Raw genomic sequence first — 13,757 nt, forward strand, 5'->3', positions numbered from 1 at the left:
GGCTGACACCAAATGAATCAGAACGGTTGTTTTGGTTAAACTCTAAGATCGTGGCCAATTTTAGTTGACCGCTACAACTGGTTCACAAAACACGGTTCAATAGAGAAGCAGTTCTCAGACTCGCTTGATAATATTAGACTAGAGCTTAAGGGGCTTGGTGTAAACGAATTCGAGCTCATAAGCCAGGGACATCGTTTCCCAGAAGATAGCAAAGATATTAATAAGCTATTTGAAGAACACCTAACTAAGGCTCCTGATTATTACTCGAAGAAGATAATAAAGACAGGAGTTCTTAAGAATTCTCCAGAAATAAGCTATCAAGCCATATTTTGTATTGAAGGTAAATATGCAAAATATGGATATAACCAGATGTTACGCCGTAGGGGGTATAGCGCCCCTGAAGGAGCTTATACCATTCAAGAGCGTTATGGTTTATGGCTTTGCAAGGATCATATGCCAATACAGAGAAAGAATGAATGGATTACTCATAAAGGATCTGAATACACAAAGTTTCATGCCTTTATAAATTGCCAGGATTTACGTTTAACGGCTAATAGAGGCTCTGTAGATAATACTCCTTCAGAAATACTTCAAGACATTAAGGATGAAGTAAAGAAAATATATGATGATATTGTCAAGGGAGATGAGTGGACCTCAATGGAGTGGTTGGAAGATGAAGCATCTTCTTATCAAACAACGGAAAAAGAAAAGAAGAATTTTAATTGGCGTATAAAAAAAATAAATAGAGCAAACGTTGCAGAGTATGAAGGTATTCACTTGATTGAGCCGGAACGCGAAAGTGGAGTATTCTCTATATTTATAATGCTGTCTCAATTAAAAAGCGATCTTTTTCCATTTTGTGTTGTAGACTACGACACTCATGATGGCATTGATGTCATTGCTAAAGGGGATAGCCATACACCAATAGCAAGTGCAAAGCTATTTTACGTGGAGTTTAAAAGAACTCTGAGCAAAGGCTTTAATCATTCATTTGAAAATTTGCATAGTGTTGTATGTTGGGAAACCGATATTAAACATGATGATGTTCTGAAAGACATAAATAATGAAGAGCGTAAAATGCAAATTGTGTCCCCTGATAATGATGGTGACTATACTCGTTATTTCTTAGATAATCCAAAAAAGGCGCATAAAATTGAAGTTTTCTGTTTAAAAACTTACCTTAGGGAAAAGCTGGATATCGTGTTTAGGCCAAGAGCATCTGATGCTGTTATCTAGATAAAGAAAAAAACCAAGCCACCCAATGTTAAGTTAATATTGTCCAAAATCATCGTTTTTTAAGCGGTGGTTTTTTATAAAAAACAGACATAGACAGCCATGATTAATGGCATTTTCAAAAAACAATTAAGACAAACAATTAAGACACCCATAATTATTTGACTGATTAATGACCATAAACTATGCTTTGATGAGTGAATAAGCTATCAATGGATGGATTTATGCCGACAGCAAGGAAAGCGATAGTGAGCTTGGAAGACACTTCCTTTTATCATTGTGTATCTCGCTGTGTTAGGCGGGCTTACCTGTGTGGTGTTGATGATTACACAGGCCAATCTTATGAGCATCGACGTGAATGGGTTGAAGACCGAATCCTTGAGCTTGCAGACGTTTTTGCCATTGATATCTGTGCCTATGCGGTGATGTCAAATCATTTGCATTTAGTATTAAATGTGGATATTTATGAAGCAAATTCTTGGTCTGAACTTGAAGTTGCCGAGCGCTGGCATCAGTTATTCAATGGAACTGATATTACCCAAAAATTGACTAATGGTGTGCAATTAGAGCCTCATGAAATGGTTTTATTATCAAAAACGATTGCAAAGTACCGAAGTCGCCTAAGTGATATAAGCTGGTTCATGAGAGCACTAAATGAATCTATTGCAAGAAAAGCGAATCATGAAGACAAGTGTAGTGGACGGTTTTGGGAAGGACGGTTTAAAAGCCAAGCATTATTAGATGAGGCGGCGGTACTTTCTTGTATGGCCTATGTGGATTTGAATCCTATTCGAGCAAAGATTGCAGACACACCTGAGCAGTCAGATTTTACCAGTATTCAAAGGCGCATAAAGGCTGCAATTAAAGGCGACCAGCCATCAAATTTACTCGCCTTTGTGGGTAATGAGACACGAGAGGAACCGAAAGGTTTGCTATTTCATCTTAAAGATTATTTGCAGTTAGTGGATGAAACTGGGAGACTAATTCTTCATAATAAGCGAAACGATAAGCGAGGTTCAATCAGTGAGTTAGCCTTGCCTATTCTCAATAGACTTAATATTCCTCAAGAGAATTGGCTGAAGTTGACGACAGAGTTTACTCGTTTATTTAAAGGCCCAGCAGGTAGCTTACAAGAACTGGATGCTTATTGTGCTCATTTAGATCGAAAGCGACGACAAGGCGCTGGAAATTGCCATCGTTGGCTTGATAGTGCTTAATGGTTTTTGATGAGTACTTAGTTCTAATCATGTGTCCTCCCATCTTTATATCGCTCTGAACACGCTTTAAATATTGCTCTGCGACTTACTTTTGTCTGAAATCCACATGGATCAGTTATTTTTATATCATTACTGACGATGATGATGTTAAATTCACCTTGATGTCACTGAGATTGCTCAAAGAGTCGCTTTTTAGCACGTGAATTTTGGGGTGTGTCGTAAGAAATTAATTTTGGGTGTCTGAATTAGCTTGTGAATTAGCTTCCACTGAATTAGCTTCCACCTGCAAAGGGCCCTTGTCTGACGCAACCCTGGATAAATAACGACGGCGCATGGTTAAAAAACGGTAAAAACCACTGTATTCTCGACCAAACCAATGGCGTGCTATGCGATGGAAGTAATGCTTACCCAATCGTTAATACGGACATCAGCTGGTTTTCCCTGCTGAAGAGAACATAAGGTGCAAAACTTTAAAGAGCGAAACAAAGAATACACCCACAGTTATTTGACTGATTAGTGACCATAAATTAGGCCTTGATGAGTGAATACGTTATACGTTATCAATGGATGGATTTATGCTCCTCAATCCACACATAGTACCAAATGCAGTGATTGGACATTGCCGCAGTGGCTGTGTTAAAGCGATCCAATTGCCATTTATTGATTATGGCAGAGTGATATTCGTTGCCAATGTTTTCAAAAAAGTTGTGGGCATTAAATGAACCTATTGCAAGAAAAGCGAATCATGTAGACAAGTGTAGTGGACGTTTTTGGGAAGGAGGTTTTATCTATTTTACTTATAAACAGTCAGGCAATGCTTGATGAAGTCGCGATTCTTGTTTGTATGGCTTATGTTGATTATTCCTTATTAGGAGATAGGACTATTCGGAATAAATTATCAGGCTCCAAAGGAGCAGACGATAAATATCATATACTAATCTGAGTAAATAAGTGATTATTCAGCGGGAATTAAAAATGCGGTAGGCAAGGCGGCAGTTTGACGCTAATAGTTATTCTCGGCTTAGGTTCAAACGTCGCTCTACCTCCTCCATCCATGCAGTCGTATATCGAAAACAGACAACGTCGCACAGAGTGAGCCACTCAGGCATCTCTCTTCGGTGTTGCATTAATTTAAAAGGGGATGACCCTTCCTGCATCAATGCGGCTTGAATTGAAAAAACTGAGTGGTTCTGAATTGATTATTTACTTAATTAGATTGGTATTAGTAGTACTTATCACACTCATAAACGGATGTAGATTGATAGCTATTACGAGGTTGACTCACATTCGTATAACGCGTGCCGAGGGTATTTGGACCGCTATTAATGGACTGATTTGCTACAGCACAGGCATCATCATCACTGTCATTTTCACAGAAATCATCGTAATAAAGGCCGTTCATTGCACCCACAATCACACCATTGCCTTCTTGGCCACATTGCCATTGAGGAGCGGCTAGGTGCTCCCAATAGCTGCGATCACCAAACAATAGCCGCATCATGTCGTCTTCATACAAACCTACCCAGTTAAAGGTCCACATAAAGATTGAATTGATATTCTCCATATGCTGGATATCGCCGCTGATGGAGTCAAAATCGTTGTTATCGGCGATTAAGCCAAAAGTCCCTATCAAGGGACCGCCTACAGACAAACCACACTGAATACCCCACTGGGCACATTTCGCATTGGCTGCCTCTGTATCAGCATTATCGTCAACATCGATAATCAGTAGGTTTTCATCGTGACCCCCTAATTGCTCTAGGTTTTGCTCAATAGCGGTAACGTATGGCGTATTTAACTCTGTTGCAGGATAAACACCCCAAAATTTACGCATGCTGCCATCGCCTTCACCCACAGAGGCTTTTACCGTTTGTCTAATATCGGCATAATCTGCATCGGTTTTAGTGGTTGATTTAATATCAAACCAAACTGCTGCAATTTGCATACTCAGCTCAGCTGCGTTTAAAATATCAGATAAATTGACCGCAACGTCATCGCCATCGTGGTAAGCACACCAAGTTTCAGCACAAGTCTTTTCTGTAGGCACATCATCACGGTGCGTAATATCAATTTCAATGGCATTAATCCCCAAATCATTATTCGCCGCATTCAAAGCTGCAACACTGTTAACACGGTGGGCAAATACCCATGCAGCTTCTGATGCAACAGCACTCGTGGTAAAAAATGAGTGACTCAGTGCACTAGCAGATACAAGCAAACCTGTTACTAATTTATTCATTTAATTATATATTCCCATAAATAGACTTAAGCTCGAGCATGAAAAATACCGATATAGTTGGTATATATGTATGGCGAGATAACAGCTCTCCATATCGATATTATTCTTGAGAAAGCAGTCGTGTAATATCAAGGTTACGCATTTTATTGATTTTTACTTAATGTATCAAGTTGGTGATTTATGTGTTTGTAATATGTTTGTATTCGTGGTGCGCTTTTAGAGAATAGAGAATAGAGAATAGAGAATAGAGAATAGAGAATAGAGAATAGAGAATAGAACAAAGACACTCAGTGCGCCGAGATAAATAGGTAGACTTTTATTTTACTGAAGACAGGGAAGTGCAAGTTCTCTAGTTGCTCTTTACTCGGGATTTATTCTTTCTAGTTCATATTTCCTGAATTTAGAGGCTTGGTATAACGAATAGGGTGTGCCTACATCAAACCAATAGCCATGATGTTGTCTGTAGGCTATATTCATTGTGTTTAATAATTCGCTCTCAGTTTTCTCTTGAATATCCACTTTTTTATTCACTATATAGGGTGCGATTAGAATATTTTGATCATCTTCAATTAAATGATCATATCGATAGGACATTGTTCTTGTATTAAAAATGCCCAGCTTTTGTTTGGTTTTTACTTTATGGCAGTTAAATAAATTAATGGCTATATCACATGGGGTTGACTCAAATAATTTTATGCTTTTATCAATACATACATTTGAATAATTATCGCAGGGTAGTAGGGCAAAGTTTGAAGAAATCTTGAGTGTCTTTTTTAAGTAATTTAAGGCAGAAAACATATCAAATACTGTTGAATCATCTTGTATTATGACTTTATGCTGACTTTTTTTTAAAGTATCAGAATTGTATTTGTTTGCAATGATAAATATTTCATCGATGTAAGATGAGTGTTCAAATTTTTCAAGTGCATATTTAAATACTGGTCTGTCAAAAACAGGAATAAATGGCTTTGTGATATATTGTGATATTTCACCGAGCCTTTCGCCTTTTCCTCCACAACATAAGACACCGACATATTTTGGATTTTTAACTCTCATTTTTCTATATGTAATCCAATATTTATGCGCTGAAGAGCAAATGTTTTACAAAATATCGCGTCGCAGTTATCTTTTTCACCTATGGCCAAAATATACCCTCCAGAGCCAGCGCCCATAAGTTTTGCACCCCAACAACCATTTGATTTAGCATAATCAAGGAGTTCACTTAGGTTTTTTTGTGCAATAAAGGGATTGGTCAATTGTTTTAGTTTCCAAGATTCCCAGAGCATCTCACCTAGTATTTGTATTCTTGGTTTCATACTTTTTAATTCTGAGGCGAATGAGTTTGCAAGCATGGTTAATTCTGAAAAATAGGCGGCACTTTCATTAATGCTATTAATTAGGTGAGCTTGAAGCTTAGCACCAGTAATACTTCTCTTTCCATAATAGTAAACAGATACAAACTGAAATAGTGTTGAGATCGCTGAAGATGGGATAATATTAACTGTGATGTTACTAATATTGTAATTCACATGAATACTATCTCGATAAGAAGCGGTAATGTGATCTTGCCAGCCAACGATATTTCCTGAGCGTAATTCAAGATCTCTGGCATAATTAGCGATATCGAACTTGTTCATTTTTTTAAGATTGATACTATTATTTAACTCCGCAATTGCTACATATATACTAGAAGATGTGCCTAGTCCAGAGCCAATAGCTATTTCTCCCTTGCTTTTAATACTAAAATGGCCGGAATCAAGAAAAGGTGTTGATATTAGTGGATTATAATGTCTTTTCTTGAGTGGGTGATGCTCGACTTCTATGTATTTGTTTATACATGTTGAAACGGTTGCGCCTGCACCTACTTGATCCCAGACCTCAGGAAAATCAGTACCACCGCCTACAAATCCTATTCTCAGTGGTATCTGGGTTTTAATGATATCCATACTGTCTCCAATATTCGTTTATTCATTGATTTTACTCTTTAAGGTTTATTATTTTTATGTTTTCTTTCCCATACAAAATGTGATTTTAACGTTATAAAAGATATGATTAACTTTTTATGTAAAATGATATTAGGATTCATAAAAATACTTATTTATAATCGGTTCAAGATTTGTTTCGGGTGTTTTATTTGTATTTTTTCGTATATACAAGTCATCGCCCCATACAAGTGCAGAATAATGTTTGAATAAGGATAAAATGAGTTTATTTATTTTCAAAAAATGTGCAGTGTTAGTCAATTCTTCTAGTAGGAAGTATACAAATAAAGAGGTGGAACGAAATGTCTGAATGTCATGACATCGATTTAATGCTTCTAAAAGGTCGTTTAATAACATGCGACTTGATTCATCTATTCTTGGGTCGCTAGAGACAGTTTTTACCCGTTCAGTAATAGTGTTAGGCGATAATATATCATTAATGGTGAGTTTTGATATGTCATGTGACCTATGCTCAATTAATGCTTTTGTTGAATAACCATCGATTCCTTGTTCTCTCAATCGATTTCTTAACTCTTTTCTTTTTACTTCCCGCCTGTCGGGGTAGAGTCGTAAATCTAAATCACAATGTCGGTCAAATTCTATGGAATGTATTAATGCATTTTGAAAATTGTTAGTAGTCATAGATTCAGTTGAAAACTGGAGCGGACTGAATTGACTCTGCTTATAACCTTCTTCTATATTTTTTAACCATAGAGTGAATGCGTCACGAGATAATATTTTTGAATTCAGTGGAATAAGGTTGTTTGATTGAATGAGTTGCTGAATTTTAATCTTAATCTTGAGTAAGTCATTTTTAATTGCACTTAAAAAATCCTCAGTAACATGACTGTTTGATAATTCATTAAAACGACCCAATATGCTTTCTTGTACTTTATCCAAAGTTGCATTATTTAATTCGACACTTTTTGAAGGGTGGCTATTTTCGGTTATGGGGTGAAAAGCTAAAATCAAACAACTTCGCGTAGAATTGTTTGATGTATTTCTATAGCGGTGGTGTGGTACACGAGTCGCATCAAAAATTACAGTAAGTGGTCGCTCATCACTCATTTCAACTGGGTAGGGTGATGTATCAAGATACTTATTGAATAATATTTCATTTGCAATTTCTTCAGCTGTATCAAAGTTTGCACCATGCTCAGTATCTATTTGGCGAACTAAGTTATGTGCTCTGGAGATTAACACCATGTTTTGGCCGTTCGGCCCTTTTGTGGTGCCTTTTTCCCACATGAGTATAATTTTAAACTCTTTTCCAAATAAGGTATCGTCGAGATGAACCCCATTATCCCGTAGCGTGGTTTTTACAGGCTTGGCATCTTTTCCTCTGATATCGATCAGTCTGATCGGAGTGCCGAATTGATAAGCAATAAGGAGGATTAGCAGCGGATGAAATAAGGCATCATTGAACTGCGCATTTACTAAGAAGTTTTCCATGTATTGGAAATCTTTAAAAGTATGTCCAGCAGGGCTGCTTTTAATCTTGCTTAATGCATCATCATAAGCATTCACCAAACACCCAAATGACTTTTCTGTGACAAAGTCACGAAATGCCAAAGCGCCTTCTTTACTTAGTGATTGACTGAGGGTCAGAAAATCTTCTGAGCTATCACCTAGCATGTTTAAGATTTTCTCTCTAAAGTGAACAATCTTCACATCACCCTGTAAACCTTTGTATTTTTTGATTTCATTTGAGTTAAGTGATGATAAAGGGACCAGCTTGGTAATATTTGGTGGTTTGACTAAAAACCCTGTCAGTTTATTAGTCATTTTTTGGGTTGTGTTATTATCAAAGAATATTTTGCTTGGCATTAACTCTTCCTCATAGATGATATTCGCTGAAATGGTTAACTTAATACAATCTTGTCTTTTTCTTTAGTGCTGAAAGGGCTTATAGTCGATGTTATATATTAAAAATGCATAAACTGAACCATGTTGAAAAATAAACGAAAAAATAAGTTAAAAAGTAGGAAGAATAATAAATACAATATATTTTTCAGTTTGTTATTGTAAAAGTGTTTGAGGAGGGGGAGTATGGAATCATTGACTTTTTATTATGACTTTGAATGAAGAGGTCGATATCAGCCATCTTGTGAACTAATGTGGTGGGATATGACGAAAAAGGAGCTTATCAAGACATAAATGGACATTACCGATGAGTTTGATATTAGGATGTTCAGCTAAGGCTTTTTGTATTCATACTTACTGGAAAGTAAAAGCAGAGTGTTTTTTGCGATTTAGATTTACTTTTAATACAGCAGCCACTTTCTGCTCATAAAAGTCATCGTTATGATCTTCGCGTCCTACATTCTAAATTGAGTGGGTGCGTTGTTAGTTGAACCTTGATTGGAATTAATTGCTGCCGCAGGCTGATGCAATGTGATTAACTATTTTACAGCAATGAGTTGGCCGTGTACTCTAGCTTAATGATCTGTTTAATAAAGAGTAAGCAGTCTGGCAGATTATCCTGCTGCTGTTTAATGAGCGCTTAGAAGTACTTAGATATGAGTGAAATTAAATTTGTAAGTTTCAATCAGGTAGATCCAGAGGATTTTCTACCTATTGTTAATGAGCAAGTGTTGAGAAAACACTTAGTTAATCATCCACTCTTTGATTCTGTTAGCATCAAAGAATGGATTAACGGGAAAGCCCAAACAGAATTTATACCTGGCTGTCGTGTTCGAGCTGTATTCATAGGTGAGACACTTGCTGGCTGGTGTGGAATCCAACCAGACGATAATGGCTTTGAAATAGCGATTATTATCTCCAAAGAGTTTTGGGGTTTTGGTATATCAATATTCAGTTCCTTGATGTGCTGGGCCAAAGAGTTAGGGCATAGGGAAATATTGTTTCATCTACTTGAAACCCGTCCTGAATATAACGCCTTGAAAAGAAAGGCCACTAAAGTTCAAAAAACAAAACTTTTGGGTCGAAACTTTACGACCTATTTTATATCGATAGATAAGTGGTACGCAAAGTAATTTGATTTTACTAGGATTAGCTCGCTTTCTTTTAGGCGAAATTAAAGAGAAACTCGATAGGCATCATATGGTATCGACAGGCCTTATGATCACGAATGTTTTCTGAATATGAAAATATTACCCCCTTGAATAAAATTAAATCCCAGAATATTTTTGCTCTTAATGGGTGTAATCAACTCTAGGCTACCTTGTTTGAGTAGCGAGTATATTAATTCAGAAATTAATCTTGTGGCGTATCTCTTGCCAGGACAATACCTTTCGCCACCACTGAAGATATACTTTCCTGATCCAGTTAATTGACCATAGTGATTGAGCCCTGAAACATAAATTTGGCTATCATCTCCAACCCTCAAGGTTCCACTTATTACGGCATCGGTCGATAAGGCTTTATACATGATAGAGGCAATCAATTTTAGCGTATGCTGGTGGTTTTTATTATGCTGTATGTTTCTTTGTAAATCAGGAGATTTAGCGATCATCGCTAGTGTTTTTACGAGTGCGTTCGTAGTATTTAAACTTGCGCCAAAAAACATACCGAGCACACTTTTTTTATCTTTTAAGGGGAGATCACTCGCTTCGACGATGTCATAAATATTACTGCTGTACTTTTTAGATGAGACATCTTTGTTCATTAAACGAATAATGTGGCGTATTTTTCTTGATCTTGGAAACAACAAATGTTTTGCAATCGACCAAATGATGAAAGGAATAAAATAGGCGTACTTTCCTTCTTTTGAAAATGCATAACGTAAATCGCTATAAGTCACCCTGCTTGATATTTGATGTAAGTGAGGACATTCAAGAATTTTGTTAACGAGCGATACGTTAATCATTTGGTATAAAATATCAGCATCCAACAATGTTATCTGAGCATTTAAAAAAACGGACAGTATTTCATTGTCGATAAAATGAGTATTTATTTTTAGTGCTTTGCCATCTAAATACCTGTTGACTTGTCGTTTAAGGTTTTTCCATGGTGTGGTTAATTCGGTAGCAGTGAATATGTTTGTGCCATCGAATATTATTTTAAATGCTTTTTGTTGAATGATGGGTTTTTTTGATAGTTTATTGACTACATATTCATGCGCTTTTATTGATCTGGCTTGAAAAATAAGCTTTCCATAGTTTTTAACTTGTTTAAAAACCATATTTTTTGAATTAGCATTCATTCTTCAAATCCTTTTGAGTATAGTGTTATCGATGATGACAGACTAAAATCAAATTGTTTTTGGTCGATAATTATGCAGATGGATAGTAAAAGTTAAGCCTAATTTCATCGTTTAGATATTCGACGGAGGTTTACGTTTGAAGGTTAACACGATGAATGCCCCTATAAAAAGTGATGCTTGTTCTTCTTATCTCCCAAACTGGATCATATAAAGCTTAGCTGAAGCATGTTGGAAAGCAAAAGCAAAAGCAAAAGCAAAAGCAAAAGCAAAAGCAAAAGCAAAAGCAAAAGCAAAAGCAAAAGCGATAACGAATGTGATAATACATGACTGCTAGAGATATCATAGGTACAGTATTAACAACAGCGAAGCAAGAAAGTCGTTAGGTCATCACTCTGTCATGATCGATTAATTAAATAATGATGTTGGGCGTATTTAGTGGTTATAATGTCGAAAAACTTGTAGTGGCAGTAAATCATGAAGAACATTATTATGTTAATTATGCTTTTAGGCGTTATTCCTGTTTCATTTGCGGATGCTAATCGGGAGCCAAAAAATGAATTTCGAGTGTATGTTTGTACATTGAGTCCGTTTCAAGATATTTTTGCTGATGTGGGTATTACAGAAAATATTGCTCGGTATAAAGTACAACAAGATTGCGAAAAATCCCAAGGAGAAAATAGTATTTTTTGTCAGTCACGAAAAGCCCAATGCAATGAGTCCTTGATAACTATCGGCATTACTTTTAACAGAAGCCATAGTCGAGACTAAGCGAAATCATCATCCTATTTGATGATGTTGTATTTTTGTTCATGACTGTGTTATTCGGTTGACTGTAAAATGCTTCTGGGAATTAAAGAAGCATTTGGAATGTTGAGGTGGCAATAAATTGGGGCTTAAAGTGGCTCATTATTGCTGAAAATGATCATTTAAAGGGAGTTTATTCATTGTTTAAATTTATTAAATATAATATGCATGGGAAAATATTTGGCCAACTTTTATTGTTATTGGTCGCGGTTAATTTTAGCCCTTTGTCGTTTGCGGACATCATTTGGATCGATGTACGCAGTCAAGTGGAGTATGATATTGATCATATTGTAGGGGACGTTCGCATTACACACGACAATATTGTTCAAGGTGTGAGTGATATCTTGGTAGATAAAAATACGGATATTTATTTGTATTGTCGCAGTGGCAGGCGGGCAGGGATTGCCATGTTAGCGTTAAAAGAAGCGGGCTATACTCAGGTCTCCAATAAAGGTGGCATTATCGATGTGCGTAAAGCACGCGGCTTAAATGAGTAAGAAAATTGTTTAAAGATAAAAACTAGAGTCGTTAGCATTGACGAGCCTGACTGCTCATAGGAGTTTATCTTATTTATTAAATAATACTAACGGAGGTGAGCATCGTTGGTGCATTCTCGTTGGGGGAGAAGCCCCCAACATTATGACTAGTTACTTTAGTAGGTTCGTATTTTTAACATATTGATCATACAGAGTTGATTATCGGGCCGCATGATTAGTCCATCGTAATGTTGTGACTAACGGATGATGATCACTGATGGTCTGTTTGACTTCTTTTTCATTTTCTACACGAAAAGAAAATTGGTTATTGCCACGAAAAGCCAGATGATCAACACCTGAGCATTTTTTTTCTTTATTAGAGTATGTTGGTCCAGCTATATCACAAGCCCAAGTGAGCCCTAAATTAGAAGCAAAAGTTCCTCCAGCAGATGCCCCTCCTTGTGCTTGATTATTATCAATCCAAGAATTGAAATCTCCCATTACAATAACGGGATTACCTTGTGATTTAGAGGCGATAAAGGCTTCTAATTGGTTAAATTGACTTTGTTTTACTGCCCCTTGTGCAGTATCCATATGTGTATTATATACATCAATAAAAAGATCATTTGCGAGATAAACCCTTGCAAACGTAAAGCCTTTTTCGGTTTCACAGTCAGGGCTGGATGTTAAGTTAGCAACAAGCATTAAATAAGTACCGTGACACTTATTATATTTTACATGTTCTTGTCGAGCAGCAAATGGGTACTTTGATATTAAAGATAAACCATCTCCAAAGGTACTAGCATTTCCTTGAAAGTGGTCACTTAAATAAGGATATTTTGTCTTATTAATCTTTGACATAATGGCATTGTTTCTTACCCAGTTTTCTTGTAGTCCTATAATATCCCAACCACTATCATTGATAATTTGAGTCGAGATCCTCCCCGCAGTTTCATTTGAAATTCCATTTAATTTAACCGGAAATCCTTTCACATTAAAAATAGCGATTTTTAATTCACCGTCGCTTTCTGCAAAAAAACTTGGTTGTTGAAATTTGTGTCCTCCGGATGAGCGATATCCTTCTGCACTCGCGTCATTTAATATGTCGTAATACTTAAGAGCATCTTCAATCGTCTTTATTGTATTTTTTGCTCCACTGACAACATTCTTAACGGGAGAGATTATTTTTTTATTAACTGCACTTCCGATTGCTTCTCCGCCAGTTTTTGTTTGCTTTATACTATTGCTTACACCTTGTTCAATACTCTTCCAAGTATTAAATAAATTCGCATTGACATTTAGACTGACCCCAATAAAACAGACTATTATTGATATTTTTGTTGTTTTTCTCATCTTATTATCCTTTTTTATTGTCGTTATCAGTGCTATCCCTTTGTTAAGTAATCAACTTAACAAGTGTAACACTTATGAGTATAAGTAAACTAACATATACTTAATTACTACCCGAGATACATAATGTTAATGAAAGATTAATCTTTATTTAATAATTTGTGTCATCCTTGTTGTTTGATTCGAAGATCCACTGTGATATCAGGCTTGTTGGCTTTCGAGGATACCGATGACCAAGGAAAAGGTATTTTAATCACGGCGAAACCGGCGTTGCTTCATCTTTTGAGCCTT

11 protein-coding genes are annotated in these 13,757 nt (G+C 36.4%); 5 read left to right on the plus strand and 6 right to left on the minus strand.

What is annotated here, in order from left to right; genetic code table 11:
- Positions 1-369 precede the first annotated feature (369 nt).
- Entirely contained in the window at positions 370-1,236 is an 867-nt protein-coding gene (locus tag Q0779_RS19485; RefSeq protein WP_298775235.1) for a hypothetical protein, read from the plus strand.
- Positions 1,237-1,457: 221 nt separating this feature from the next.
- Positions 1,458-2,450, plus strand: a complete 993-nt coding sequence (locus Q0779_RS19490; RefSeq protein ID WP_298775236.1) for a transposase — start codon at positions 1,458-1,460, stop codon at positions 2,448-2,450.
- 1,222 nt (positions 2,451-3,672) lie between these two features.
- Here the strand turns inward: Q0779_RS19490 and Q0779_RS19495 are convergent.
- The 4 genes from Q0779_RS19495 to Q0779_RS19510 all read right to left on the minus strand — a co-directional run bounded on the left by Q0779_RS19495 (position 3,673) and on the right by Q0779_RS19510 (position 8,498).
- On the minus strand, positions 3,673-4,689 hold the full coding sequence (locus Q0779_RS19495; RefSeq protein ID WP_298775237.1) for a hypothetical protein: 1,017 nt from the start codon (positions 4,687-4,689) through the stop codon (positions 3,673-3,675).
- A 360-nt stretch (positions 4,690-5,049) separates the two neighbouring features.
- Complete coding sequence (locus Q0779_RS19500; protein WP_298775238.1) at positions 5,050-5,745, minus strand: sugar phosphate nucleotidyltransferase; 696 nt, start codon at positions 5,743-5,745, stop codon at positions 5,050-5,052.
- Positions 5,742-6,635 carry a hypothetical protein gene (locus Q0779_RS19505; protein WP_298775239.1) on the minus strand — a complete coding sequence of 298 codons (894 nt, stop codon included), beginning with the start codon at positions 6,633-6,635 and terminating at the stop codon, positions 5,742-5,744. The genes Q0779_RS19500 and Q0779_RS19505 overlap by 4 nt, the downstream gene beginning before the upstream one ends.
- 129 nt (positions 6,636-6,764) lie before the next feature.
- A complete protein-coding gene (locus Q0779_RS19510; RefSeq protein ID WP_298775241.1) occupies positions 6,765-8,498 on the minus strand; it encodes a hypothetical protein in 1,734 nt (577 codons plus the stop codon).
- Between the two features lie 692 nt (positions 8,499-9,190).
- On the opposite strand from Q0779_RS19510, the gene Q0779_RS19515 reads away from it, so the two are divergent.
- Positions 9,191-9,667, plus strand: coding sequence for an N-acetyltransferase (locus Q0779_RS19515; RefSeq protein ID WP_298775242.1), 477 nt, complete (start codon positions 9,191-9,193; stop codon positions 9,665-9,667).
- 89 nt (positions 9,668-9,756) lie between these two features.
- Here Q0779_RS19515 and Q0779_RS19520 read toward each other — a convergent pair whose 3' ends face one another.
- Entirely contained in the window at positions 9,757-10,836 is a 1,080-nt protein-coding gene (locus Q0779_RS19520) for a hypothetical protein (protein WP_298775243.1), read from the minus strand.
- A gap of 489 nt (positions 10,837-11,325) precedes the next feature.
- On the opposite strand from Q0779_RS19520, the gene Q0779_RS19525 reads away from it, so the two are divergent.
- Entirely contained in the window at positions 11,326-11,604 is a 279-nt protein-coding gene (locus Q0779_RS19525) for a hypothetical protein (protein ID WP_298775245.1), read from the plus strand.
- 107 nt (positions 11,605-11,711) lie between these two features.
- Entirely contained in the window at positions 11,712-12,137 is a 426-nt protein-coding gene (locus Q0779_RS19530) for a rhodanese-like domain-containing protein (RefSeq protein WP_298775246.1), read from the plus strand.
- A gap of 198 nt (positions 12,138-12,335) precedes the next feature.
- On the opposite strand, the gene Q0779_RS19535 is transcribed toward Q0779_RS19530, so the two are convergent.
- Positions 12,336-13,469, minus strand: a complete 1,134-nt coding sequence (locus Q0779_RS19535; RefSeq protein WP_298775247.1) for an endonuclease/exonuclease/phosphatase family protein — start codon at positions 13,467-13,469, stop codon at positions 12,336-12,338.
- Positions 13,470-13,757 lie beyond the last annotated feature (288 nt).

The sequence above is a fragment of the uncultured Shewanella sp. genome, from assembly GCF_947491715.1.
Taxonomy (GTDB): domain Bacteria; phylum Pseudomonadota; class Gammaproteobacteria; order Enterobacterales; family Shewanellaceae; genus Shewanella.

Bases quoted from the DNA above. Each gene is read 5' to 3' on its own strand.
- Q0779_RS19485 (WP_298775235.1), top strand. From the start codon at position 370: ATGTTACGCCGTAGGGGGTATAGCGCCCCTGAAGGAGCTTATACCATT.
- Q0779_RS19490 (WP_298775236.1), top strand. From the start codon at position 1,458: ATGCCGACAGCAAGGAAAGCGATAGTGAGCTTGGAAGACACTTCCTTT.
- Q0779_RS19495 (WP_298775237.1), bottom strand. From the start codon at position 4,689: ATGAATAAATTAGTAACAGGTTTGCTTGTATCTGCTAGTGCACTGAGT.
- Q0779_RS19500 (WP_298775238.1), bottom strand. From the start codon at position 5,745: ATGAGAGTTAAAAATCCAAAATATGTCGGTGTCTTATGTTGTGGAGGA.
- Q0779_RS19505 (WP_298775239.1), bottom strand. From the start codon at position 6,635: ATGGATATCATTAAAACCCAGATACCACTGAGAATAGGATTTGTAGGC.
- Q0779_RS19510 (WP_298775241.1), bottom strand. From the start codon at position 8,498: ATGCCAAGCAAAATATTCTTTGATAATAACACAACCCAAAAAATGACT.
- Q0779_RS19515 (WP_298775242.1), top strand. From the start codon at position 9,191: ATGAGTGAAATTAAATTTGTAAGTTTCAATCAGGTAGATCCAGAGGAT.
- Q0779_RS19520 (WP_298775243.1), bottom strand. From the start codon at position 10,836: ATGAATGCTAATTCAAAAAATATGGTTTTTAAACAAGTTAAAAACTAT.
- Q0779_RS19525 (WP_298775245.1), top strand. From the start codon at position 11,326: ATGTTAATTATGCTTTTAGGCGTTATTCCTGTTTCATTTGCGGATGCT.
- Q0779_RS19535 (WP_298775247.1), bottom strand. From the start codon at position 13,469: ATGAGAAAAACAACAAAAATATCAATAATAGTCTGTTTTATTGGGGTC.